Annotated in this window: 25 protein-coding genes and 3 pseudogenes; 1 reads left to right on the top strand and 27 read right to left on the bottom strand. The window is 56.3% G+C overall.

The window, feature by feature from the left end; genetic code table 11:
• Positions 1-22 precede the first annotated feature (22 nt).
• From SD70_RS25780 to SD70_RS25740, 9 genes and pseudogenes are all read right to left on the bottom strand, one after another.
• Positions 23-895, bottom strand: coding sequence for a carbohydrate ABC transporter permease (locus tag SD70_RS25780; RefSeq protein ID WP_041050979.1), 873 nt, complete (start codon positions 893-895; stop codon positions 23-25).
• Positions 895-1782, bottom strand: a complete 888-nt coding sequence (locus SD70_RS25775; RefSeq protein WP_041050976.1) for a carbohydrate ABC transporter permease — start codon at positions 1780-1782, stop codon at positions 895-897. Before SD70_RS25775 ends, SD70_RS25780 begins: the two co-directional genes overlap by 1 nt.
• A gap of 24 nt (positions 1783-1806) precedes the next feature.
• The gene (locus SD70_RS39465; protein ID WP_269432534.1) at positions 1807-2478 is read right to left on the bottom strand and encodes an extracellular solute-binding protein; all 672 of its coding nucleotides are present in this window, start codon (positions 2476-2478) and stop codon (positions 1807-1809) included.
• 91 nt (positions 2479-2569) lie between these two features.
• Positions 2570-3145, bottom strand: a pseudogene (locus tag SD70_RS39460) (ABC transporter substrate-binding protein); the annotation flags it as partial.
• 23 nt (positions 3146-3168) lie between these two features.
• On the bottom strand, positions 3169-4122 hold the full coding sequence (locus SD70_RS25760) for a GNAT family N-acetyltransferase (protein WP_231571537.1): 954 nt from the start codon (positions 4120-4122) through the stop codon (positions 3169-3171).
• 526 nt (positions 4123-4648) lie between these two features.
• Entirely contained in the window at positions 4649-5086 is a 438-nt protein-coding gene (locus SD70_RS25755) for a hypothetical protein (RefSeq protein WP_197081188.1), read from the bottom strand.
• Between the two features lie 9 nt (positions 5087-5095).
• Complete coding sequence (locus SD70_RS25750; RefSeq protein ID WP_331436843.1) at positions 5096-5776, bottom strand: ABC transporter ATP-binding protein; 681 nt, start codon at positions 5774-5776, stop codon at positions 5096-5098.
• Positions 5777-5786: 10 nt separating this feature from the next.
• Complete coding sequence (locus SD70_RS25745) at positions 5787-6164, bottom strand: GntR family transcriptional regulator (RefSeq protein ID WP_041050970.1); 378 nt, start codon at positions 6162-6164, stop codon at positions 5787-5789.
• A 2-nt stretch (positions 6165-6166) separates the two neighbouring features.
• The gene (locus SD70_RS25740) at positions 6167-6907 is read right to left on the bottom strand and encodes a hypothetical protein (protein ID WP_041050969.1); all 741 of its coding nucleotides are present in this window, start codon (positions 6905-6907) and stop codon (positions 6167-6169) included.
• Between the two features lie 361 nt (positions 6908-7268).
• Here SD70_RS25740 and SD70_RS40510 point away from each other — a divergent pair, with 361 nt between their 5' ends.
• Positions 7269-7715 carry a GNAT family N-acetyltransferase gene (locus SD70_RS40510; RefSeq protein ID WP_394298017.1) on the top strand — a complete coding sequence of 149 codons (447 nt, stop codon included), beginning with the start codon at positions 7269-7271 and terminating at the stop codon, positions 7713-7715.
• A 61-nt stretch (positions 7716-7776) separates the two neighbouring features.
• Here SD70_RS40510 and SD70_RS25730 read toward each other — a convergent pair whose 3' ends face one another.
• The 18 genes and pseudogenes from SD70_RS25730 to SD70_RS37190 all read right to left on the bottom strand — a co-directional run.
• Entirely contained in the window at positions 7777-8604 is an 828-nt protein-coding gene (locus SD70_RS25730) for a flagellar motor protein MotB (protein ID WP_041050965.1), read from the bottom strand.
• Positions 8597-9391 carry a flagellar motor stator protein MotA gene (gene motA, locus SD70_RS25725; protein WP_041050963.1) on the bottom strand — a complete coding sequence of 265 codons (795 nt, stop codon included), beginning with the start codon at positions 9389-9391 and terminating at the stop codon, positions 8597-8599. Before motA ends, SD70_RS25730 begins: the two co-directional genes overlap by 8 nt.
• A 198-nt stretch (positions 9392-9589) precedes the next feature.
• Positions 9590-9730, bottom strand: a complete 141-nt coding sequence (locus SD70_RS36365) for a hypothetical protein (RefSeq protein ID WP_156158187.1) — start codon at positions 9728-9730, stop codon at positions 9590-9592.
• 137 nt (positions 9731-9867) lie between these two features.
• On the bottom strand, positions 9868-10239 hold the full coding sequence (locus tag SD70_RS25720; protein ID WP_041050961.1) for a RidA family protein: 372 nt from the start codon (positions 10237-10239) through the stop codon (positions 9868-9870).
• Positions 10240-10260: 21 nt separating this feature from the next.
• A complete protein-coding gene (locus SD70_RS25715; RefSeq protein WP_041050959.1) occupies positions 10261-11334 on the bottom strand; it encodes a serine hydrolase domain-containing protein in 1074 nt (357 codons plus the stop codon).
• Positions 11335-11339: 5 nt separating this feature from the next.
• Positions 11340-12455, bottom strand: a complete 1116-nt coding sequence (locus SD70_RS25710; RefSeq protein ID WP_052487885.1) for a M20 family metallopeptidase — start codon at positions 12453-12455, stop codon at positions 11340-11342.
• A 73-nt stretch (positions 12456-12528) separates the two neighbouring features.
• Positions 12529-13782, bottom strand: coding sequence for a threonine synthase (locus SD70_RS25705; protein WP_041050957.1), 1254 nt, complete (start codon positions 13780-13782; stop codon positions 12529-12531).
• A 13-nt stretch (positions 13783-13795) separates the two neighbouring features.
• Positions 13796-14641, bottom strand: coding sequence for an ABC transporter permease (locus SD70_RS25700; RefSeq protein WP_082053657.1), 846 nt, complete (start codon positions 14639-14641; stop codon positions 13796-13798).
• Positions 14642-14653: 12 nt separating this feature from the next.
• Entirely contained in the window at positions 14654-15571 is a 918-nt protein-coding gene (locus SD70_RS25695; protein ID WP_041050954.1) for an ABC transporter permease, read from the bottom strand.
• Positions 15572-15592: 21 nt separating this feature from the next.
• Positions 15593-17164, bottom strand: coding sequence for an ABC transporter substrate-binding protein (locus tag SD70_RS25690; protein WP_052487884.1), 1572 nt, complete (start codon positions 17162-17164; stop codon positions 15593-15595).
• 43 nt (positions 17165-17207) lie between these two features.
• Entirely contained in the window at positions 17208-18314 is a 1107-nt protein-coding gene (locus tag SD70_RS25685) for an amidohydrolase/deacetylase family metallohydrolase (RefSeq protein WP_052487883.1), read from the bottom strand.
• A 20-nt stretch (positions 18315-18334) separates the two neighbouring features.
• The gene (locus SD70_RS25680; RefSeq protein ID WP_041050952.1) at positions 18335-19300 is read right to left on the bottom strand and encodes an ABC transporter ATP-binding protein; all 966 of its coding nucleotides are present in this window, start codon (positions 19298-19300) and stop codon (positions 18335-18337) included.
• Between the two features lie 17 nt (positions 19301-19317).
• Positions 19318-20282, bottom strand: a pseudogene (locus SD70_RS25675) (ABC transporter ATP-binding protein).
• Between the two features lie 32 nt (positions 20283-20314).
• Positions 20315-21013 (bottom strand): helix-turn-helix transcriptional regulator, encoded by a 699-nt coding sequence (locus SD70_RS25670; RefSeq protein ID WP_331436840.1) that lies wholly within the window; start codon positions 21011-21013, stop codon positions 20315-20317.
• 150 nt (positions 21014-21163) lie between these two features.
• Positions 21164-21442: a MoaD/ThiS family protein gene (locus tag SD70_RS33970; RefSeq protein ID WP_052487882.1), complete on the bottom strand. Its 279-nt coding sequence runs from the start codon at positions 21440-21442 to the stop codon at positions 21164-21166.
• Positions 21443-21453: 11 nt separating this feature from the next.
• Positions 21454-22554, bottom strand: a complete 1101-nt coding sequence (locus tag SD70_RS25660) for a WD40/YVTN/BNR-like repeat-containing protein (RefSeq protein WP_041050950.1) — start codon at positions 22552-22554, stop codon at positions 21454-21456.
• A 148-nt stretch (positions 22555-22702) separates the two neighbouring features.
• Positions 22703-23593, bottom strand: coding sequence for an ABC transporter permease (locus tag SD70_RS25655; protein WP_041050949.1), 891 nt, complete (start codon positions 23591-23593; stop codon positions 22703-22705).
• A 14-nt stretch (positions 23594-23607) separates the two neighbouring features.
• Positions 23608-23746 (bottom strand): annotated as a pseudogene (locus tag SD70_RS37190) (peptide ABC transporter permease); the annotation flags it as partial.

Below are 23746 nucleotides of genomic sequence, written 5' to 3'. Positions count from 1 at the left end.
CTCCCATTCATTTATAGGTTCGTTATTTCAGGCCGGAGTTCATCATGCCGCGCACGTAATGCTTTTGCAGCAAAATGAACGCCAATAGCACCGGCACGGTAGCGATGACAAGTCCCGCCATCACGAGCGGCTGCGTCAGCGTCGGGTCCAGGTGCGATTTCAGCATTTGGATGCCGACGGGCAGCGTGGCGAGGTCTGTGTTGACGGAATTCATGAGCAATGCCCAAATAAATTCGTTCCACGAGTTGATGAATTCGAAAATGGCCAACGTGGCCAAGACGGGCGCCGTCATCGGCAGCACGAGCTGGGCGAAAATCCGCAGCTCCCGGGCGCCGTCGATGCGCGCCGCTTCGATATAAGCGTCTTCGATGCCCATGATGAACTGCCGCATCAGGAAAATGCCGAAGCCGCTGACGGCGAACGGCACGATGAGCCCGAGCTGGCTCGCCGCCAGCCCGCCGCTTCCGCCCGCGCCGAACAAATCGTTGCCTCCGGCCAATGGAAAATGCACGGTGATGTAGTAGTTGGGAATGAAAAAGAGGAAAGCCGGAAACATCATCGTCGCCAAAATAAAGCGGAAAATGAGCTGTTTGCCCGGAAATTTCAGCTTCGCCAGCACGTAGCCGGCGAGCGAGCTCGTCAGCAGCACGAGCAGCGTGATCGACACCGAGCGCAGCAAGCTGTTTTTGAACAGCATCGCCAGCTTCAGCTGCTCGAACGCCAGCTTGTAATTATCGAACACGAACGTTTGCGGCAGCAGCGAATAGCGCAGACTGGCGTATTCCGATGCGCTTTTGAAGGAGGAGAAAACCATGTCCAGAAAAGGAAACACCATCAGGACGCTGCCGAGCAAAATGACGGCATACGATATCCAAGGCGTGCGCTGCGGTTTCATCAGTAGCTCTCCACCCCTCCCCGGCGGAAGATGAACAGCTGGACGAGCGTAATGATCAGAATGGCGACGAACAGGACGAACGCCATGGCGCTCGCAATGCCCCAGTTGCCGAACGAAAACGCCTGATTGTACATTTCCAGCGCGCCGACGTTGGTGGAGTCGCCGGGGCCGCCGTTTTTGGTCATGACGAGCGTCAGCGTGAACGATTGCAGCCCGCCGATAAACGATGTGATGAGCACGAACAGGATCGTCGGCCGGAGAAGCGGCAGCGTGATCGATATGTATTGGCGCATCGCCCCCGCTCCTTCCAGCGATGCCGCTTCGTAATAATTGTCCGGTATCGCCTTGAGACCGGCGCTCAAGATGAGCACCGAGCTCCCGATGCCGAGCCAGCCTCCGGCGACGATCACGGATAGGAGGGCGTGGTGCGGATCGTCCAGAAAGTTTACTGAGCGAAAGCCGAGTCCGGTGATGATCCCGTTGATGAGCCCGTTCGTCGGATTGTACATATAGAGCCACACGTTGCCGATAGCGACGATCGTCGTCACCGAAGGCAGGAAATAAAGCGTCCGCCATAACCCTTGGAAACGAAGCCGGGAAATAAAGAACGAGACGGCGAGCGCCGAGCAGAACGAGATGGCGACCGTACCGAACGCGTATAAGAACGTATTGGTCAAAACCGGATGAAGGAAATTCGATTCGGGCGACAAAATTTTGCGGTAGTTTTTGAGCCCGACCCATTCCATCGATTCGAGGTCGAAGCCGCCCCAATCCGTGAAGCTGATGAAGAGCGAGAACAGGACCGGGATCACGAGGAAAATGGCGTAAAACAGCAGAACGGGCGAAAGAAACGTATACGCCAGCGCAGTTTCTTTTCGGATTCGCATCGTGAATGGCCGCCTTTGCCGCGATTATTGCTCGCCCAGCTTCGCTTCGATTTGGCTGTGCGCTTTGGATAAAGCATCCGCAGCCGTTTGCTGGTCGGTCCACATGCTTTCGATCTGTTTGTACAGGATGTCCTGCACTTCGGAGCCGACAGCCGGGCTTTGCTCTTCTTTCGCGTAGCCGAGCGCGTCGGTAAACGTCTTGATGATCGGATCGGACTTCAGCTTCTCCTGCATTTTGGCCGAGTTAAGGTCCGATTGGCGCGTCGAAATGCTGTTGAACGCATCGAGCAGGAAGTTGCCTTCGGCCGTCATGCCGTCCTTCGCTTCTTTGCTGTTCATCCACTCCAGAAACTTCCATGCCTCTTTCTGGTGCTTCGATTTGCTGTTGACTCCCCATGCCCACGTATAGGCGATCGTCCCGTTCGTCTTGCCGTCCGGAGAAGGCACCGGAGCCGCGCCGACATTGGCGAAATTATCTTTCATGAGCGTCTTCAGCGATCCTGCCCACCAGCCGGCGCCGATCGTCATGCCGACTTGACCTGCGCCGAAGCCTTTCGTCGTATTGAAAGAAATGTCGGTAAGGCCGTTCTTGCCGTATATTTTGCTGTACAGATCGAATGTCGCTTTGCCCGCATCGCCGCTCAAATTCGACTTCTTGAAATCGTCGCTGAGCAAGCTGCTGCCGGCGGAAGCCATGAGCGCCATGAACGGCTGGTCGACGATCCCGGCATAGCCGCGCTGGAAGCCGAACCCTTGCACCTCCACTTTGCCGGAGCCGTCTCTCTTCTCGATTTTTTTTCGCCATGTTCAGCATCTCGTCCCACGTTTTCGGCGGGCTGTCGAAGCCGGCGTCCTTCAGCAGCTTTTTGTTGTAGAACAAGCCGTACGTCTGCACTTCGGTCGGATAACCGAACACTTTGCCGTTCAGCGATGCGCCTTTCACTGCGGCGGGCGGATAGTTTTTCTTAATATCGTCGACGATGTTGGCTGGCGCATCGGCGAGCACTTTATTTTTCGCCAGCTGGCCGCCCCAGAGCGTGTACACGTGCATAATGTCGGCGCCCTGGCCGGCGGACTGCTTCGTCATAATCGTCTTGAGCAGCTCGCCGAAGTCGACCGGGGTGAGCTTGATCTGAATGTTCGGATTTTCTTTGTTCCACTGGTCGATATAGGGCTTGAGCGCAGTCTCGTTGTTGCCAACGTAATGCGAGAGCAAGGTCAGCTCTACCGGCTCGCTCGGCTTGCTCGGTTCGTTCTGATTTTTCGCATCGTCCGCTTTCGGCTTCGCACCGCTGCAAGCGGCAAGCCCTCCCGCCAGCGAAAGCGCCAGCGCACTATTGCCGACTGTCCTCCACCATTTCATGAACAGCCCTCCCCGTTATCGATCTATAAAGCTTTGCACACGACGTCGAAGCTTCGCGTAATCGAAAACCCGTTTTTCAAGTACAGCTGTCCGGCCGGGGTTTGCTCGCCGGTCCACAGGAACCAGGCGCCGTGCATGCCTTGCGCGCGCATCAGCTGAAGGCAGTCGTACAGCAAAATTTTGCCGATGCCCTTGCCGCGCTGGCTCGGATCGACACCGAACGGGCCGAACCGCTCGCGCACCCCTTCGTATCCGCCGTGGAGGCAAAAGCCGATCAGCTCGCCTTGCTGCCGGGCGACCAAAATTTGCTGCATCGACAGCTGCTGCAGCAGCCCTTCCCGGATGGCCCGGCCCCAATCGGGGTTGAACACGTTCGAAGCGAATTGGATCAGCTCGAACAGATCGCGGTCCGCCGCCAGCGAGAACGTGTAGCCTTCCGCTTCCCGGCGCTGCTTTAAGGCGCGCACCTCCTCCGGCATTTCGAAGCCGACCAGGGAATAGTCCATGGCGACTGCCGTGTATAACCGTTCGAAACGCCCCTTTCGCAGGAAGGCGGCCCCGGCTGGATACGCTTTCTTGTCGATGCCCGGCACGATGTAGTTCGGCGCATAAGCGGAAAAGAGCAGCTTCTCCCTTCCGTTCGCGCGCATAAAGGCGGCGGCGTCTTCGAGCAGGCGGGAGGCGATCCCCTGCCGCCGGCAATCCGGATCGACGAAGAAAAACGGCACCCATCCTTTGTCCGGCTCGAGCTCGGTGCCGATCATCGGCAGCTGCCGGCGCACCGCGTAAAAGCAGCCGACGATGCGGCCTTCTATGGCCGCTATTCGCATGCCTTGCGGATCGAAGTTCGGATCGAGCAGCACCAGCTTGCGGAATCTCAGCTCCGTCACCGGGTCAAAGGCCAAGCAGCGGTTCCAAAGCGTGACGATTCCCGCTTCGTCTCCCGGCAAATAATAACGGTACATAATGGAGTCCAACTTCGCTTCATCCCCTCAATAATGGTTGGTTGATTGTGCCAAAATCCGCACCTACTTGCAATTAAAATATATGTCCGTATCCGCTGCATAGTCTTTTTCCGTAAATTTTTTTTTCACATTTTTCGGATATCGTAAAAATTTGTTTTATTCGGCGAGCCGGCAACGAAAAAAACCGCCTTTTCAGGCGGCAGGCCATCCGTTGCGGGACTGCCCTTTCTCTAAAGTACACCTCAAGTGTTTCTATTCTTCCTTCTTGAGGTAATGGATCGGGCGGATCTCAATACCCCATCCAAACTGCTCGCCCGCGCCAACCTGAACGGCCGGATGCAAGGAAGCTACATGTCTACGATGAATTAGGCAATTTCGTAATAACCTAAAAAAAGAAGCGTCAAGGACATTGAATTGCACTTTGACGCTTCGATTAAAGACGACTTTAAGCTTACTTATAATACGACTACTAAAAGGCGAATTTGGAACGCTCCTTTTCGGGAGTTTTTCCTTCACGCCAAACGATGTACTTACCGGCTCATACCCACCGATCTGCGCGTTTCATCACATAGTTTGCAAACACGAAGCGCCAAGGAATGAGGAAGGGAAATATGACGACCCACAAGATAGTAATGGCCATCTCCATAGTTGGAGCGTCCATATGACCGGATGCCCAAATCGGAAGCGCAACGAGGATCAGCCAGACCGACTTCCACGCCAATTCCCACATAAGTACAGGCAGCATCTGCAGGGGATACCGCAACCCGAGGACGCATAGCGCCCAGAAGGCGAGCAACATGCATTGCACCACCCCATCCATCAACTCCCATGACCCCGACCGGTTGATGACTTCAGGCCATATCTTGATACCGAGCCCCACAACGACAAGAAGGTAACCCCCTCTCAACAAATAAAGGCGTAACAACGTGACCTTGTCTGCTAATCTCATTTTGGAATGCTCCGTCATGTTCATCATTCCCTCTCCCTAGATATAAGTCTTCTTCATCCAATCCGTGATGCGAAGCCCCTCTGATTCATGCAATTCGTCTACGTCGGCCATTCTAAGCAAGGAACCGCCTTTAAGCGCAACGAATCCGTCTATTAAGGTTTCGATTTCCGCAACTTCATGGCTTGTCATGATTAAGGTTTGAGAATTCAAGTCAACATAAGAAATCATTCCTTTCACGATAGACTCGCGTACCATCGGATCAAGTCCGGACAATGGTTCGTCCATCAGAATGTAGGGTGCTTCTCTGGCCAAAGTAAGCACGATTTGCAATCGGCCGCGATGTCCTTTCGAGAGCGCTTTGATTTTCATATGAGGATCCAGCTGCATAAGCTTCATGATTTCGTCCGCTTTAGCAAGGTTAAAGTCAGCAAATTGCGAAGCCTGAAAACGCATCGCTTCTTTTACCGTGAAAATAGGATAAAAGGAACCCAGCTCGGACGAGTACGAAACAACTTTGCCGGTTCTTCGATTAGCCGTCTCTCCGTTTACCGTCACGCTACCGCTCGTAGGCAGCGAAAGCCCGGACATTAACCTCAATAACGTTGACTTCCCGCTGCCGTTCCCGCCTACAATGCCAACGATTTTACCTATAGGCACCGCAAATGAGATGTCCTTAAGCACGGTTTGGTTGATATATTTCTTCGTAACGTTCGTCATCCGAATCACGTCACTCATCCCCTTTCTCAATGTTGTTCAAGTATTGTTCCAGCCCTGATAGGATCTCCGCTGCGCTGTATCCCATTTCTTGCATGACGTGAACGAATTGCCCAATTTGTTCATGTTTCAACTTATCACGCTGCAGCACCAGGTGATCTTGTCGTTCCGAAACGAACGTGCCCTGACCTCTCTTCGTTTCCAAGATCCCTTCGCGTTCCAATTCGCTGTATGCGCGCTGAACAGTGTTGGGATTCATGCTGTATTTGATCCCCATATCGCGGATCGAAGGAAGCTTCTCGCCCGCCTTCAATTCTCCGCTTATAATTTGTCGGTGTATGCGATCCGCCAATTGCAAATATATCGGCTTAGAAGCATTAAATTCATCCATCGTTATCCCTCAACTTTGTTGTCCACGAGCCACGCGGTTAGTATGAATAATCCAACGACAATCATGAAGTCGTATACGTACTCTCCTGCGTAGGTTTGTATCGGGTCCGATAATATCGCAGGAAACTTATAGGCAATGCCCCCCCATTCCGTAACGAGTCGATACAGTTTAGTGGTTTTGAAAAGGGCATCGCCCCCTCCAGATAGGATGGTCACGCCAACAACCGCTACACGGCTCCAACGTCCAATCTTTAATTTGAGGCATTGGTATAAGGCCCAAATAACCATCGCCCACACGCTAAGCTGAATAGATATCCAAATGATATGAGGAAAGATAAACAATCCTACTCTCCAGGTATCTGTCCAATAGGGCTCAATTAGGTTGAACTTAGGTACGATCAGCAGTCCGGACAAGGCAAATAAGAAAGCTAATGAAATCACGATCATCATCAAACCGTTCGCTATTTTACTCAACAACAATTTAAAGGCCGGTTGGGGATTGCTCAGCCATAAAGGTAAGTGATTGCCCTCCGACTTCAAACTAATGAATACCATAATTGGAACGTAGGCCACATGAATGGCGACAGCAATCGCTATGGGTACGAACATCAGCAATGAATCATCCGCTACCCTCCCCATGTATAGCGTCAGTATGGCAATCCATACATTCATGACGAGCCCTATGAAAAACACGGTTCTTGTTAACTTGAAATCTTTGATAAACATAGCCGGCCATTGCCGCATATCCGCCTCACCCTTTTTTTGAAATTCATCAAACGGTTAGTGCATTAAAGAAATAGTACACTAATTCACTATAACATGTAAATAGGCGTTAGAAAAAAAAGGAAAAGAGGGATGCCCTCTTCACCCTTGCGATACGGCTCTCCGCCCTGATTGTAACGGCAAGTTTCGTTGCTCTCACGGCATACGCAGGTTCCCAAATCTGAATGGGCGTATTTTTTCGTTTGATATGTTAAACCATGTTGTTGATATTTGATAATTACGATTATTCGTGCAGGCAATTGAATGGTTTTACTGAATAACTAACAGGATAGTTTGACGGAGGGAATAATGCCGATGTCCGACTTCATCGTAAAACTCCTCGATGAAAGTACTTGGCCGGATTTTGCACGGCTGGTTGAGTAGAACAACGGGTATGGGGCGGCTGTTGGTGCATGGCCTTTCACCAGGAGGGACTCGGGCGTACAAGTCCGCTTCCCAGAACCGATCTGCACATGCCGCTCTAGTATACGGGGGTTCGACCGTCGTCGATTGGTGTCAGTTTGGGCCGCCAGATGAGCTTCCGCGAATTAAGCATAAGCGAGAGTATGTGGGCGGTCTCACCAAACTTCCGGTTTGGAGAATCGCCTGTTTTTTCGTAGACCGGGATTATCGGGGAAAAGGTTTCGCTTCCATCGCTCTTGAAAGTGCCCTTAGCAAAATTGCCGACTCGGAGGCGAAACCGTTGAAAGCTATCCCGATGACGCCCAAAGCCGATCGGTTTCAGGATCTTTCCCTTCCAATAAGCACGATTTCGATTTTTGAGCGTTAAGGATTTCAACGAACACGCCGCCTTTTCAAGCGGCTTTCACAGTAGCGGTAAGTAGCGGCGGTTACGGACCGGAACTTGCACCGGATTGACCGGCAACGTCCGTAATCTTGACATGGCGGATGACGCTGACTTCGACGCGGCGATTTTGCGCCCGCCCTTCGGCGGTATCGTTCGAGGCGACCGGATGGTACTCCCCGTACCCGATGGACGAGAACAAGGCGGGGTCGATGCCGCTTGTGGCCAGCAAAATTTTCATAAAGTTCAGCGCCCTCTTTGCGCTCAAATCCCAGTTCGTTTCGAACTCTCCCCTCGATATCGGCACGTTGTCGGTATGCCCGGCCACTTCGATCCGATAGCCCGGATATTTGCCAAGCATCGCGCCGATCGCGGCGGCCAGCTTCTGCGAATCGGGCCTGAACGCGGCAGAGCCGGAATCGAACAGGGCGCGGTCGCGGATCGTGATCACAAGGCGCTCGTTCGTCAGCTTGGTATCGAGCTGGGCGATCAGATTATTGTCGGCAATATACTTGTCCAGATTATGCTTGAGCTCCTCCAGATCCTTCTCTTCTTTCTGCAATTGCTCCTGCAGCTTGGCCGCGTCCGGCTTCCCGGCGGTTGGCGCGTCGGTCTGGCGGTCCTCTTTTTTGTTTTCCATATTCGGACTGCTGTTTACCGGGATCAGATTCGACAGTTGGAACTGAGCCGCGCCGCCGTTAAAAGCGGAATGCAAAGAGGCCATAAGCGTATCGTACTTTTTGGCGTCCATTTTGCTGGAAGCGAAAAGAATGATGAACAGCGCCAGCAAAAGCGTGAGCAAATCGGCGTACGGAATGAGCCACGTCTCGTCGATATGCTCCTCATGATGCTGCTTTTTGTGCGGCTTACCCAAGCGCGGCACCCTCCTTATTCGGCTCGTCCTCTACGCGCTGCGAGTTCGGGACGAACACGAGCAGCTTTTGCCGCATCGCGATGGAGGAGACGCCGGACTGGATAGAGAGCAGCCCTTCGATCATCATCAGCTTGATTTCGACTTCCTTCTTCGATCTCTGTTTCAGCTTGTTGGCGATCGGGTGCCACAGCACGTAGCCGGAAAAAATACCGAACAGCGTCGCCACGAACGCCGCGGAAATTAAATGGCCGAGCTTCTCCACCTCGCTCAAATTGCCGAGAGCCGCAATGAGACCGATGACAGCGCCGAGCACCCCCAAGGTCGGCGCATACGTTCCTGCCTGGGTAAAAATGAGTGCTCCGGAGCGATGCCTCTCTTCCATCGCGGCGATATCTTCCAACAGCACATCGCGCACGTACTCGTGATCGTTGCCGTCGATAATAAGCCGAAAGCCGCCCTTCAGGAACGGGTCCGCTATATCCTCCACTTTGGCTTCGAGCGCCAGCAAGCCTTCCCGCCGGGTCAACGATATCATATCGGAGAACCAGTTGATAAGCTCCATCTTGTTCTGCAATTTTTGCTCCGTAAAGACGATCTTCAGCAGCTTCGGAAATTTTTTGATGTCTTCCAGCGAAAATCCGATGAACAGCGTCGCAGCCGTACCTACAAAAATGATCAACAGCGCCGCGGGATTGATCAGAGCCGACAGATTGGCGCCCTTCAGTACCATGCCGAGCCCGACGGCAATAACAGCAAGTACGAGTCCGATAATTGTCGATTTTTCCATCCACGATCCACACCTTTAATAGGTATTATGTAATGATTTATGTATTATTTTGTCGTAATATGTCATATTAGCATGTTTAACGTCAGTTTAACAGAAACATAGGCTTGCAACAAGTTCCAATCGTGTTTCTAGACTCGTAAATACAAAAGAACCTGCCGCAATGAGCAGGTTCTTCATAGGTATTTTTACCTGATTGCATTATCCTAGGGCCGTCCCCCGGCGTGCATCGAAATAAGTCGATATCGTTTGCACCTGCCGATCCTGCAGCATCGTATTGGCGCGGACGAACGCATTTTGAATCGCTCCGGCCAAATCGTCAAAAATGCAGGCGTCGGCCATGAATCGCTTCTTCTTAATGGACTATTTTCACGCTATCTACATTATTTGATCGAGGACATTTATTCCATGCGGTCAAAAAAAATGAGGAATCGCCCATGTTGCAGGCGATTCCTCATTTTCGCACTCGGCATTCTGCGCTACGGCAGCTCCGCAATGACGTCAATCTCAACCAGAATGTCGTCCAGTTCGCTGCCTACCGTCGTTCGGACCGGGTATGGCTCGGAGAAAAACTCGCGGTACACTTCATTGTACTCGTCAAACAGCTTCAAATCCCGCAAGTGGGCCGTCACTTTCACGACGTCGTTCATCGTGGCCCCGGCCTCTTTCAAAATGTTCTCGATGTTTTTGAGCACTTGTCTCGTCTGCCCGGCGATCGTGTCGGGAATTGTCCCCGTCTCCGGATCCAGGGGGCCTTGGCCGGCCACATAGACCCGGTTTCCTACTTTCAAGCCTTGAGAGTACGGTCCGACAGGAGCCGGCGCTTTCGAAGTTCGGATTTGCAGTTTCATCCCGTCATCTCCCCACTCGTCCTATTGTTGTGCCGCATCGCCGCCACGCTGTGCCTCGGCGACGACCAGGTTATGGAAAATCGCCCGGACACGCCCCATCGCCTCGTTCTCCCGGGACGGATGAACGCGGTTCGTAAGCAGAATCGCGAACACGTCCGCTTCGAGGTCCATCCATACGCTGGTGCCGGTAAAGCCGGTATGGCCGAAAGAAGCGGAGGAAAACAGATCGCCAGCCGGCGAACCGAACCTGTCTTTCGCTTGCCAGCCGAGCCCCCGCGCCAGATTAAGGCCGGACGTATGATTGCGCGTCATCTGCATGACGGTTGCCGGCTGCAAGTAGCGGCCCTTTCCACTATCGCCGAGACGAAGCATCGTTTGGCACAAGCGGATCAGATCGCCAATGTCGCTAAACAAACCCGCGTGTCCGGCGACGCCGCCCAGCACGACGCAGTTCTCGTCGTGCACTTCCCCCCGCACGAGCCGCCCGCGCCACGGACACTGCTCCGTAGCGGCAGTGCGCGGGTGCAAGTCCGCAGGCGGGTTGAACAACGTCCGGCTCATCCCCACAGGAGCGAGCACCGTTTCCTGCATTGCGCGCTGCAGCGGCAAGCCCGTGACGGCCTCGATGACGGCGCCTACGATCATGAATCCTTGCGACGTATATTCAACGGTGGTGCCCGGCTTGCTGCGCAGCGGTAGACGTTTTACCGCTTCCATCAGCGCCTCGGCGGTCGCGGCCGTCTTGTACAGCGGCTGCTGTCCGGGAATGCCGCCGGAATGGGTCAGCAGCTGGTGAAGCGTAATGCCCGCTTTATCCGTGCCGGCATAATCGGGCAGAAAATAGGCGATCGTATCGTCCAGGCGCAGCTCTCCTTCTTCCAGCAGCTTCATCATCGCCAGCGCGACGATCGGCTTCGTGACTGAAGCCAAATCCCACAAGCTGTCCGGCTGAACAGGTTCGCCGTCCCAGGAAAGCGTGCCGACCGTGCCGCTCTCGACAACGGACGAAGCCGTCCCCCAGGCGTAAGCCGCCCCGGAAAACGCCCGCTGCTCGCGGCATTTGCGCAGAACCGCGGCAATTTTGCTCGCACTCATCAACATCACCCTTTCAAAAACTCGCGGGCGATCCGCTCGTAAATGTCCACAGCTTGTTCCAGCTGCGCGATTTCCACAAATTCGTCCGGAGCGTGAGCCTCAGCCAGGCTGCCCGGGCCGAGAATGACGGTCGGGATGCCAGCTATCGTCACCAGCTTGCTCATATCGCAGCCGGCGCTGAAGCCTTGCGCCTTTTTCGCGCTGCCCGTTGCTTGTTCCAGCGCCGCCAGCGCCACCTTCACGATCCGTTCCGATTCGTCCGTTTGCGACGGAATCGTGGCGACGACGACCTCGATCGGGTCGACCTGCAGCTGCGGGATGTCCTCCTTCATCCGGCGCAAAATGCGCTCCAGCTCGCGGTCGGCATCCTGATGCGTTTCGCCCGGTATGAGCCGCCGGTCGGCGATCAGCTCGGCGCTTTCCGGGATCGTATTTTGCCTGGTCCCCCCGTGCACGATCGTTACCGCCGCATTGGCCGGTCCGAGCTGAGGATGGGGAGATTGCGCAAGCGACTCGTTCAACCGGTCGTATTCCAGGCAAAACCGCGCCGCATGAACGATCGCGTTAATGCCCAGGTGAGGGCTGCCGGAGTGGGCGGCGCGCCCGCGGAAGCGGATTTTGCGCATATACGTTCCTTTATGAGCGATAGCTGCCTCGAGCTGCGTCGGCTCGCCGACGACGGCGCCGTCGGCTTGGATCCCTTGCCGCACCAGGTGCAGGCTGCCGATGCCCCCCGCCTCTTCGCCCATGACCGCCGTCAGCACCAGCTTGCCCCGCAGCCCTTCGCTGCGCTGCGCAAGCCGCTCCATCGCAGTCAGCATCGCCGCCAGACTGCCTTTGGCGTCGCAGGCGCCAAGCCCGTACACGCGGCCGTCCCGCACGGCCGGTTCGAACGGGGGCTGCGACCATATTTGACCCGCAGGATTGTTGACATCCATATGCGTGTTAAACAGCAGGCAGGGGCCGTCGCCTTCGAAATCGAGCGTCACGATCACGTTATCTTTACCGGGTTCGACCGTCTGGCGCTCCACTCTCGCTTGGAAGCGCCGAGCCCAAGCTTCCGCCCAATCGGCGACAAGGGCACTTCCCCCGGCGGGGTCGGGCTCGGCAGCGCGATGCATTCGAGCAGCGCTGCTACAACCGGGCTTACGTTTGGCAACGTACATCATCTCCGTTTTGGCATAATCAGCGGAATCAGTTCCAGAGCTTCGCGAGCAGTTCGGACAGCTGGCCGAAATCGGCGTTCAATTTCAGCTCCGATTCCGGTACCGCCTGCTGGGTGGCCGAAGGCTGCTTCAGCCCTGTACCCGTAATGACGCATATGACGCGGTCCGACGAGCGGATGCGGCCCTGCTCGACGCCTTTCTTGACGGCGGCGAGCGAAGCGGCGGAGGCTGGTTCGGCGGCGATGCCTTCGTTGCCGAGCCATCGCATCGCTTCCAGAATCTCGCTGTCGGTCACCGTCTCGGCGAAGCCGCCGGAGTCGTACACCGCGCTGAGCACCCGCTCCCCTTTCTGAATCGGGGCGTCGCCGGCGATGCTTTGCGCGATCGTCTTCGTGGAATCGCCGTACCGCTCCGCCGTTCTCGAGCCTTGCCGGAACGCCCGCACGATCGGCCCGGTCGCGTCGGGCTGAACGGCGACCATCCGCGGTACGGAATCGGTCCAGCCGAGCTCAAGCAGTTCGCCGAAACCTTTCCACGCCCCCCATATGCCGCCGCCCGTGCCGACCGGGTGCACCATGACGTCGGGCGCTTTCCAGTCGAACGCTTGGGCGATTTCGTATGCGTAGCTTTTCATCGCCTCGTGCCGGACCGGATTGATGAAATTGACGAACTGGTACAGACCTAGCCTCTGCACCGCTTCCGCCAGCATCGCCGTAATGTCGTTCATGCTTTCGAAGTGCAACGTGGCGGTGTGGGCGCCGTACAGGCCGATCATCGATTTTTTGAGCGGATTGGCCAAATATTCGACGAGAACCGCCGCCTCGATGCCGGCGCGCGAGGCGTAGGCGGCAAACGAAGAACCGGCGTTGCCGGAGCTGTACGTGAGGCCCCGCTTGATCCCGAGCTCTTTGGCGAAGCTGACCGCAAGGCTGAACCCTCTGTCCTTGAAGCTTCCCGTCGGCATGAGCGCATCGTTTTTGAAATACAACTCGGGAAGCCCAAGCTGCCGTCCGGCATAAACGGAACGGATCAGCGGGGTTCCTCCCTCTCCGAGCGTGACCACATTCGCAGCGTCCCGCAGCGGGTAAAACTCGTGCCATCTCCACATTGAAGGGACGCGGCTTGCAAACATGCCTGGACTCAGCTCCCGCTTCATCCTTCCCAGATCGTACCGAACCTCGAGCAGTCCGCCGCAATCCGGGCAAGTGTTCAGCGGACGGTGCAGCTCGAACGGCTTTGCGCATCCGTCGCATACGTAATGAGTCGCATAGGACCATGTCATGACGGGCTATCTCCTATCCGAGCCTTGTTTTGGGATCCATATAATCCCTGACGGCGTCTCCCAATATATTAATAGCGAGGACAACGAGCATGATGCATATGCCCGGAAATACGGATATCCACCATGCCGTCCCCAAATACAGCTGCCCTTCGCTCAGCATATTGCCCCAGCTCGGCACGTTGACCGGCACCCCGAGGCCGAGAAAGCTGAGCGACGATTCGGCAATGATCGCCGATGCCACTTGAAACGTCGCGATCGTAATAATCGGAGCGACGATATTCGGCAAAATGTGCCGGAACAACAAGCGGGTTTCCGTCACGCCGATCGTTTGCGCGGCGACGACAAAGTCGCTCGTGCGGATGCTCATCACTTCCGAGCGGACGACCCTGGCGTAAGGTACCCACCCGGTCACGCCCAGCACGAGAATGAGATTGTTCATCCCCCCGCCGACGACGGCCACAATCGCGAGCGCCAGCAAAATCGTCGGAAACGCCAGCTGAATGTCGGCAATGCGCATCATGACTTGGTCGACCGCATTGTAGAAGCCGGAAAGCAGCCCGATCAAAGTGCCGATAGCCCCCGACAAGCATACCGCGAGAATGCCTACCGTCATGGAAACCCGGCTTCCGTACACGATACGGCTGAAAATATCGCGGCCGAGATTGTCCGTGCCGAGCAAAAAGCCCGCTTTGGCCCCGTGCAGCCAGACCGGCGGCTTGAGACGGGTCAGCAAATTTTGCGCGTTAGGGTCGTGGGGCACGATCAGCGGGGCTATAACGGCAAGCAAGACGAACAGGGCCAGCACCGCTGCGGAAAACCAGACTAACGCATATTTCATTCGGCCACGCAGCCGCTTCATCGCTATCCCCCCCTATTTGTATTGAATGCGCGGATCTACGATCATATAGCATAAGTCTACGAGCAGATTGACCAGTACGAAGACGCCGGCCAGCAAAATGATGGCTCCTTGCACGAGCGGAAAGTCGCGGTTGTAAATCGCCTGAATGAGCAGCTGGCCTACGCCCGGCCAAGCAAATATCGTTTCCGTCACGACGGATCCGCCGAGCAAAGCGCCGATCTCCAGGCCGACGACCGTAACGACCGGCAGCAAGCTGTTGCGCAACGCATGCTTGGCAACGACGGTGCGCGGGTACAAGCCTTTCGCCCGGGCGGTACGTATATAGTCCGAGCCCAAAGCCTCCAGCATCGACGAACGCAGCAGCCTTGTGACGAGCGCCATGAGATGCAGCCCGAGTGCGATTGCGGGCAGCGCCAAATGGCGCCAGCCGCCAATTCCGCCCGTCGGAAACCATTTCAAATGAACGGAAAAGACGAGGATGAGCAATATCCCGACCCAAAATACCGGCATCGATTGACCGAGCAGTACGAACGACAGCACTCCGCCCTCCACCGCCGTCCCCCTCTTCATGGCTGCCACGATGCCGGCGGGAATGGCGATGATGAGCGAAAAGAGCAGGGATGCGCCGGCGAGCTGCATCGTGGCCGGCAGCCGTTCGGCGATCAGCCGCGCCACCGGCTCCGAGTACCTGAGTGATTCGCCGAAATTGAGCTGAACCAAATGGAGCAAGTAAATGCCGTACTGTTCGACTAGCGGCTTGTCGAGACCGAAGCTGTGCCGGAGCGCTTCGACTTGCTGGGCCGAAGCGTCCGGAGGCAGCATGATGGCTACCGGGTCCCCCGTCAATCTGGCGATGAAAAACACGACCGTCGCCACGCCGAACAGCACGAATACGGCATAGAGAAAACGACGCAACACGTAGGATAGCAAACGGGTTCACCCCCGGCATAATTACTTGAAGGAAGCGTTATACATTGACAGCACGCCGATCGGATTCGGTTTCCACTGCACGTTCTTTCTCATGCCGTACAAATTGTCCAACTGATACAAGTAGATGAACGGCGCCTCTTCTTTGAGCAGCTGCTGCAGCTTCGTGAAAGCTTCTTGCCGCTGTTTCGGATCAAGCGATTTTTCCTCGATGTCCACCAATTTGTCGGCTTCGTCGTTTTTCCAGCGGTTGTAGCGGCGGTCGCTCTTGATATACGATTGGAAGTTGCTCATGGCGTCCATCGTCCAGCCCGTGTTGCCGATGTAATAGAGCGGCGCTACTTTTTTGGCGGCGATGTTGGCCGAAAGCGTTTTGCTGTCCACCAGGTTCGCCTGCACTTTGACCCCGACCTTGCCCAGCATATCGGAGATGATCTGCACAATGTTCGAATCCTGGTTGCCGGCGTCGAACTGGATCGTGAAGCCTTGCGGATAACCTGCTTGCGCCAGCAGCTGCTTCGCTTTGTCCGGGTTATACTCGTACGGGGCGACGGAGGCGTCGTACCCGAAGTTTTGCTTCGGAATGAGCGTGGAGACGCGGGATGCGTGACCGCCCAGCACTGTATCGATCATCGTTTTGACGTCGACGGCGTAATTGAGCGCCTGACGCACTTCCTTTTTGGCGAGCGGGCCGTTCTGCGCGTCGAGCGAGACGTAAAACGTGCGGATCCACGGGCTGCCGACGACATCGATGTCGGGACTTCCTTTCAGCTGATCGGCGACGTCGGCGGTAACGCCTGCTGCTGCGATGTCGATTTCGCCCGTTTTGAGCGCTGCAACCATATCGGCGGCGTTCGGTATGATTTTGAACGTCAAATGTTTTACTTTCGGGGCGCCGCGCCAGTAGTCGGGATTGGCGTCCATGACGACTTTGTTGTCTTTTTGCCACGAGACGAATTTGAACGGGCCTGTGCCGACCGGGTTTTTGGCGAAATTGTCGTCGCCCTTCTCCTTGATGTAATTCGGCGGGACCATGACGCCGCCAAACAAAGTGAGCTTATTCGGCAAAATCGGGTCCGGTCCGTCCGTAATAATGTTGACCGTCGTCGGATCGACAACCTTCACTTCTTTGACCGAATTCAGCTCCACGATCGGGGACTTCGTCTCCGGATTTTTCAAGCGGTCGATGCTGTATTTCACGACGTCGGCGTTGAACGGTTCGCCGTCTTGGAATTTGACGCCTTCGCGCAGCTTGAATTGCCATGTCGTATCGTCGATCGCCTTCCATTCGGTCGCCAGCGCGGGAGCGAGCTTGTTGTCGGCGTCGCGGGTGACGAGCGTGTCGAATATGTTGATGAGAATGTTCATATCCGGCATTTTCCCTTGCTTTTGCGGGTCGAGCGTGCCTGCATCGATATCCTGCCCGACGACCAGCGCATCCTTTGCCGGGCCAGGCCCATCCTTGGTACCGCCGGTGCCGCTCGTTCCGCTTGCACCGCCCGTTCCGCCCGAACCGCCTGTACTGCCTGTGCCGGTACCGCTGCATCCCGCCAAAACGATCATGAGCGCGACCATAATGAGCCACCATTTCTTCATCGTGCTTTTCCCCCTCGAACAGATTTTATGAAAACGCCGTGCTTCACGGCGTAGTCAACCATTGCAACTGCTTGCCGGCGATGACGGCTTGCGGCAGAATCACTTTCTCGGGCCGGACGTGCTCTCCTTTGGCGTCCCGATATACGCGTCCCCGGGGCGGCTCGCCCGCAATCCGGAACAGCGTCGCCCGCTCCAGGACGCCATCGAGGCGGCACCAGTCCGGAAGCCGCAAGACGGAAGCGGGAACCAAGGTTACGCCGGCGATGACGTCTTCCAGCGGCAGCCCGCACCATAGCAGCTTCGTCATCGTCGTGGTCAGATCGTAAACCGGGCCGCCGATATTGCGGACGTGAACGTCCGTGCTGATCGAAAATGCCGGAAGCCCTTTCGCCAAGGCATTCCTGCATATGTCAAAGCTGAAGCTGGCGGCGCCGTGCCCGACATCGAGAATAACCCCCCGCTCCAGCGCTCGCAGCAGCGCTTTGCCCGGGCTGCCTTCCCGGCTCCACGGATGCCCGGTTTTGCCGTGGAAGCAGTGGGTCACGACGTCCCCCTCGTCCAGCAAGTCCAGCACATCGTCGATCCTCGGCGGCGCTTCCCCGATATGCACCATGAGCGGCAAGCCGGCTTCCCGCGCGGCGAGCACCGCAAGCTGCAGCGGCTGCAAGCCCATCGTACCGACGATCGCTCCGCTCGACCTTACTTTGATGCCGCAAACAAAGGGCCGGTTATCGAGCGCCGCTTTGATCGTGCGGTCCACGTCGATGTGCGTCAGCTCGGCCACTTCGCGCATATGTACGAGCCCGATCGAGCTGATGTTAAGCCAGGCTCGGATATCCGTTTCGCACGCATGCGCCACATATTTCATGAAGCCGGGGAGCGTCGCCTCCCCTGCGCTGCCCGCGTCCGCGATCAGGTGGACGCCGGTGCGCAGCCCGACTTCGTCGGCCGGAACGCTGATCGAAGTCATTCCGTCATAGACGTGCGCATGCAGATCGATCCAGCCCGGGCTCAGCAGCAAATCAGGCTCAGCCTCCGCAGTATTGTCGCGATGCAGCGTGAACCCGTCCTCCGTTTGTTCGAGCCGGGCCGTGAACGCTGTTTTGCGAACAGGATCGATCACTTTGACCGCTAAAGCTAAAGCTTCCATCGTTATACTCCCGCTTTCTGTCAATATAGGTGGCATGCCACGGCATGCCCCGGTTCCAATTGGCGCAAAGCCGGCTTTACCGTTCGGCACGCGTCCATCGCCTGCGGACAACGCGTATGAAACGGGCAGCCGCCCGGCGGGTTGGCCGGGTTCGGCACATCCCCTTGCAAAACGATTCTGTCGCGTTGGACTCCCCTTTTGGCGACCGGGGCCGACGAAAGCAGCGCCCGCGTATACGGGTGAAGCGGATTTTGATACAAGCTGTCTTTGTCCGCGAGCTCGACCAAATGTCCCAAATACATGACGCCGACCCGGTCGCTAATATGTCTGACGACGGCGAGGTTATGGGAGATGAATATATACGAGAGCCCGTATTCTTTTTTCAGATCGAGCATCAGATTCAAAATTTGCGACTGAATGGAGACGTCCAATGCCGATACCGCTTCGTCGGCGACAATCAGCTTCGGGCTGAGCGCAAGCGCCCGCGCGATGCCGATCCGCTGCCGCTGGCCGCCCGAGAATTGGTGCGGAAACCGGAGCCGGTCGGACTCCCGCAGCCCGACGCGCTGCAGCAGCCGCACCGCCCGTTCCCTCGCCTGCTCCCGGTCCATGACGCCGTTTACGAGCAGCGGTTCGGCCAATATGTGCTCGACTCGCATTTTCGGATTGAGCGAAGCGTACGGGTCCTGAAACACCATCTGGAACTTTCTTCTCGCGTGGCGCAGCTTCGCTCCGTGCAGCTCCGACAAGCTTTCCCCGTCGAACATAATCGTCCCGCCGGTCGGATCCGTGACGCGCATGATCATTCGGCCCAGCGTCGATTTACCGCAGCCGGATTCTCCCACGATGCCGAGCGTCTCCCCCGTACCGAGCGTGAAGGATACGTCGTTCACCGCGTTCACGTGTCCGATCGTCCGGCGAAGCAGTCCGGCTCGAATCGGGAACTGTTTGTGCAAATTGCGCACTTCCAGCAAATTGCCGCCCATGTTATCCATCCTTTCTGTTAAACGAGATCGCAGCGCGCGAAATGGCCCGGCTTGATTTCGCGCAGCTCCGGCATGCGCTGCGAGCAGGAAGGCTGAGCCTTCTCGCACCGTCCGGCAAACCTGCAGCCTTGCGGATAATGCGCCGCATCCGGAACGGTTCCCGGAATCGAGTAGAGCACTTCCTTCACTTCGTCAAGGGAAGGGATCGACGCGAGCAGCGCCTGCGTATACGGATGAACCGGGGCGCCAAAAATGGCGTCGGCGCTGGCGTTTCCACGATTTGCCCGGCATACATGACGGCTACATGGTCGGCGATTTCCGCCACCACCCCTAAATCGTGAGTGATCATAACGATGGCCGTGCCCAATTCGTCCCGCATCCGTTTCATCAGCTCGAGCACCTGCGCCTGTATCGTCACATCGAGCGCCGTAGTCGGTTCGTCCGCGATCAGAAGCTTCGGCCGGTTCACCATGGCGATCGCGATCATGACCCGCTGGCGCATCCCCCCCGACAATTGATGCGGATACTCGCTTACGATTTGTTCCGCGCGGGGCACTCCGACAAAGCGAAGCATTTCGACGGCCATTTCTCTCGCCTGCGCTTTGCCGATTTTGCGGTGCCGCCTTAACACTTCCGCGATTTGATCGCCGATCGTCAGCACCGGATTGAGCGACGTCATCGGTTCCTGAAAAATCATGGAGATCTGTTTCCCTCTAATGTCCGCCATTTGCTTGTCGGAAAGCTGCACCAGATCGATGCCTTCGAACACAATTTGGCCGTCCACGATTTTGCCTCGCGGCTTCGGCACCAGCCCCATAATGGACAGCGACGTTATGCTTTTGCCGGAGCCGGATTCGCCCACGATGCATACGGTTTGGCCGGCGTGAACGTCCAGATCGATGCCGTCTACGGCATGCACTTCCGTATCGCCCTGAACAAAATAAGTTTTCAAATTTTTAATCGATAGCAGCGGAGCGGCCATGCAATACCTCCTCGTCGGATCGATGATTGCGCTTACATTTGCAGCGCAGCTGCAGGAGAGCAAAAAGAATTATTCCCTCTGGGCTGCCCCGCTTTGCTGCGCTCTCGTTTCTTCCAGGTAGTTGTACAACGTAAACTTGGAAATGTCCAAAAACTGGCATACGCGGTCGCCCGCTTTTTGACCAGGAACGCCCCTCTTTGATCGAGAAATTGAACCGCTCTCATCTTCTCTTCCTTGGTCAAGTAGGAGATCGGCTTGCCGATTGCTTTCTGGCACTCCTGAAGCAAATAGTCCAGCAGCTCACCTACGTCTTGGACGAACACCTCCTGCACTTCATGGTCCAGACTGTGCATCGTAACCGACTTCAACGTTTTCTCGGCCATAATCAGATCGGAAATGTCCAGGTTAATGCAAACCGCTCCTATCGTCTCGCCCGATTTGTTTTTGATGTAGACGGATGTCGATCTTAGCATTTTTCCGTCTTTCGTTTGCGTGACGTAATTGTAGCGGTTCCCGTCCGTGACGGTGCCGCGCAGCACTTCCAGCCCGAGATTGCTGCCGCAGTCGCCGATTCTGCGGCCCGTAATATGGGAGTTTTCAATCGCGACAATCGTTCGGTCATAGCTGCCGGTCAAATCGTGAAGCACCGCTTCGCATTTGTCTCCGAACTGAACTGCGATCCCTTTGACGAGCGCTTCCAGGAACTGCTGCTCCTCTTTGATATGCTCCAAACGACCACATACTAAAAAATATTTTTTTGGTTATCTAAATTTTTTTTGATTTAATTATAGCGCGTACATCTAAATTTTCAATCTATTTTTTTGAAAATAAAAAAAAGAAGCCTGCCGCCGCAGCGGCAATGCTCCTTTGTGCAGTTTAGGTTATCCGCCCGATACGAGCTGCAGCACCGCGAGCCGGTCTCCCTGCTTTAGCGGCACGTCGAGATGCTCCAGCCAAGCAATGTTGTCGTCGTTGTAACAAATCAAAACGTGCGGCCTGACGGCCCCCGACTCGGTAAACAGATGGACGCGCAGCAGAGGATACGTTTCGAGCATCCGGGCGATAGCTTGCTCCAGCGTTTCGGCCTGCAGCGTAAAGCGCGCATGTCCCCCGGTACAGTCGCTGATCAATGACGGAACGGAACATTCGATGCTCGGCATGGCTGTAACCGCTACACCTCCACAACCCACGGCTTCACGCACAAAATGCGGGACAGCTGGCCGGGCAGCCGGCTCCACGTCACGCCGCGGTCGAGGGAACAGAACAATTCGCCGCTGTTCGTGCCGAAATATAGCCCGTACGGCTCAAGCGTATCGACCGCCATCGCGTCGCGCAATACGCTCACATGCCGCTGCTCATCCGGCACGACGTCGCCAATCGGCTCCCACCGCTCATCGCCGGGGCGGCGCGACCAGACGAGCAGTTTGCCGCCCGCCATCGAACGCTTCTCGCTGCTCTCGAGCGGAATGAGAAACAGGTCTCCGTTCGGCCCGACCGCAATGGGGAAGCCGAACGGCCGGTCGTCGCCGTGCAAAGTGAGCCCTTCCTCGAACGGCACCCACGAGTCTCCTCCGTCCGTTGACATGAAGACGCCGCAGTGCTCCTGCATGTAAAGCGTATTCGAGTCGAATGGAGACATGACCATTTTGTGAATGCAGAAGCCGACTCTTTCGTCCGGCTGTCCCGTCGGTACCCGGTTCAGCCCACGGTTGCAAACTTTCCACGTTTCCCCGCCGTCGTCGCTGCGAAATACGCCGACCGCCGAGATCGCCACCCAAATGCGCTGCGGATTGTTCGGATCGGTCAAAATCGTATGCAGGCACATTCCGCCTGCACCGCCGAACCAATCGGGCCGAGTCGGATGCTTCGTCAAACTGTCCAGCTCGCGCCACGTTTCGCCGCGGTCATGGCTGACGAACAAGCCTGCATCCTCCGCGCCGGCGTACAGCGTATCGGGCTGCGACGGCGCCCCCGGCACAAGCTGCCATATCCGGTTCATGGCGAAGCCGGTTTCCGGCGCGTAGCGCGGACCGTCCTCAATTTGCCGCCACGTTTCCCCGAAATCCTCGCTGACGCGAATCGCCGGACCGTACGCCGTATGCGAAGTGCCGGCGAATATCCGGTTGCCGTGCCGGCTGTCGCCGAGTACGCTGTATGCCTCCCATCCGTTCAAAAAAGGCCCTTTCAGTTCCCAGCGCTGTCTTTCCTCGTCCGAGACGTACATAAATACACCTTTGCTCGTGCCGACCAGCACATGTATGCGCTTACTCATTTACTGCCTCCGTTCCGTTTGGACTGTTCTCTCCTACAATGATTTCTACAGACTGGAAGTAAATTCCTGCATGCCCTGCAACGATTCGGCAAAATAAAATACACCGCCTCAAAGAGACGGTGTGTCGCGTAAACCAACGAAACTTGTCTTACTGCTTCATCCGAGGGTCTAGCACGTCCCGCAGCCCGTCGCCGATGAGGTTAAACCCTAGAACCGTAAGCATGATGGAAAGGCCGGGGAATAATACCGTCCACGGCGCGTTCTGGATAAACTGGCGGGAATCGGAGAGAATTTTGCCCCATTCCGGCTCCGGCGGCTGCGCCCCCATACCGAGGAAGCCCAGGGCCGCGCATTCGATAATCGCGTGCGCGATGCTCAGCGTCGCCTGAACGATGATCGGGCCCAGGCTATTCGGCAAAATGTGCACGAAAAGAATGCGCGCGTTCTTCATGCCGAGCGCTTTGGCCGCCGTTACGTATTCCTCCGTGCGAAGGCTTAGCACTTTGGCCCGGACGAGCCTTCCGAACACCGGCACGTTGACGATGGCGATGGCGAGCAGCGCATTTTGCAGCGACGGCCCGAGCACCGCGACAACCGCAATCGCCAGCAAGATGTTCGGAAACGAAAGCAAAATATCGAAGAAACGCGAGATGACGATATCCGCCCATCTGCCGTAAAAACCCGCCAATATGCCGAGCAGCGTTCCCGCCACCATCGAGCCGAGCACGGACACGATGCCTACCCACAGCGAGATGCGGGTGCCATAGACGATCCTCGTGAACAGGTCGCGCCCGAGATCGTCCGTTCCGAACCAGTGCGCCGCACTCGGCGCTTGCAGCCGGTCCAGCAGCACCTGCTCTTTGTAGTCGTAGTGCGTAATCGAAGGGGCAAGAAAGGCGACCGCCACAAAAAAGAGAATGATCAACAGGCCGAGCATAGCCAGTTTATTGCGGCGAAATGCCCGCAAGCCTTCTCTCCACGGCCCGGAGGGGGCGGCCTTTGCCGGTTTCGGTTTTGCATTCAATACCGCTTGCGCCAATGATCGTTCCCCCTCTATTTGTAGCTGATGCGCGGGTCAACTGCCGCATAAAGCAGATCGACGAGCAAATTGATGATGACGAAAATAAATGCGATGATGAGGATGACCTGACTGAATGGACGGGATAGGTCGACGGGAAGCGTATACGCTTCG

This window comes from Gordoniibacillus kamchatkensis (assembly GCF_000829455.1).
In the GTDB taxonomy this organism is placed as follows: domain Bacteria; phylum Bacillota; class Bacilli; order Paenibacillales; family NBRC-103111; genus Gordoniibacillus; species Gordoniibacillus kamchatkensis.
This window is presented reverse-complemented; position numbering and strand designations above follow the sequence as displayed.

Coding starts and splice junctions, on each gene's coding strand:
- SD70_RS25780 (WP_041050979.1), bottom strand. CDS start 895: ATGAAACCGCAGCGCACGCCTTGGATATCGTATGCCGTCATTTTGCTC.
- SD70_RS25775 (WP_041050976.1), bottom strand. CDS start 1,782: ATGCGAATCCGAAAAGAAACTGCGCTGGCGTATACGTTTCTTTCGCCC.
- SD70_RS39465 (WP_269432534.1), bottom strand. CDS start 2,478: ATGGCTTCCGCCGGCAGCAGCTTGCTCAGCGACGATTTCAAGAAGTCG.
- SD70_RS25755 (WP_197081188.1), bottom strand. CDS start 5,086: ATGATGAACATGACGGAGCATTCCAAAATGAGATTAGCAGACAAGGTC.
- SD70_RS25750 (WP_331436843.1), bottom strand. CDS start 5,776: ATGACGAACGTTACGAAGAAATATATCAACCAAACCGTGCTTAAGGAC.
- SD70_RS25745 (WP_041050970.1), bottom strand. CDS start 6,164: ATGGATGAATTTAATGCTTCTAAGCCGATATATTTGCAATTGGCGGAT.
- SD70_RS25740 (WP_041050969.1), bottom strand. CDS start 6,907: ATGCGGCAATGGCCGGCTATGTTTATCAAAGATTTCAAGTTAACAAGA.
- SD70_RS40510 (WP_394298017.1), top strand. CDS start 7,269: ATGAAAGTACTTGGCCGGATTTTGCACGGCTGGTTGAGTAGAACAACG.
- motA (WP_041050963.1), bottom strand. CDS start 9,391: ATGGAAAAATCGACAATTATCGGACTCGTACTTGCTGTTATTGCCGTC.
- SD70_RS36365 (WP_156158187.1), bottom strand. CDS start 9,730: ATGGCCGACGCCTGCATTTTTGACGATTTGGCCGGAGCGATTCAAAAT.
- SD70_RS25720 (WP_041050961.1), bottom strand. CDS start 10,239: ATGAAACTGCAAATCCGAACTTCGAAAGCGCCGGCTCCTGTCGGACCG.
- SD70_RS25715 (WP_041050959.1), bottom strand. CDS start 11,334: ATGAGTGCGAGCAAAATTGCCGCGGTTCTGCGCAAATGCCGCGAGCAG.
- SD70_RS25710 (WP_052487885.1), bottom strand. CDS start 12,455: ATGCATCGCGCTGCCGAGCCCGACCCCGCCGGGGGAAGTGCCCTTGTC.
- SD70_RS25705 (WP_041050957.1), bottom strand. CDS start 13,782: ATGACATGGTCCTATGCGACTCATTACGTATGCGACGGATGCGCAAAG.
- SD70_RS25700 (WP_082053657.1), bottom strand. CDS start 14,641: ATGAAGCGGCTGCGTGGCCGAATGAAATATGCGTTAGTCTGGTTTTCC.
- SD70_RS25690 (WP_052487884.1), bottom strand. CDS start 17,164: ATGAAGAAATGGTGGCTCATTATGGTCGCGCTCATGATCGTTTTGGCG.
- SD70_RS25685 (WP_052487883.1), bottom strand. CDS start 18,314: ATGGAAGCTTTAGCTTTAGCGGTCAAAGTGATCGATCCTGTTCGCAAA.
- SD70_RS25680 (WP_041050952.1), bottom strand. CDS start 19,300: ATGGGCGGCAATTTGCTGGAAGTGCGCAATTTGCACAAACAGTTCCCG.
- SD70_RS33970 (WP_052487882.1), bottom strand. CDS start 21,442: ATGCCGAGCATCGAATGTTCCGTTCCGTCATTGATCAGCGACTGTACC.
- SD70_RS25660 (WP_041050950.1), bottom strand. CDS start 22,554: ATGAGTAAGCGCATACATGTGCTGGTCGGCACGAGCAAAGGTGTATTT.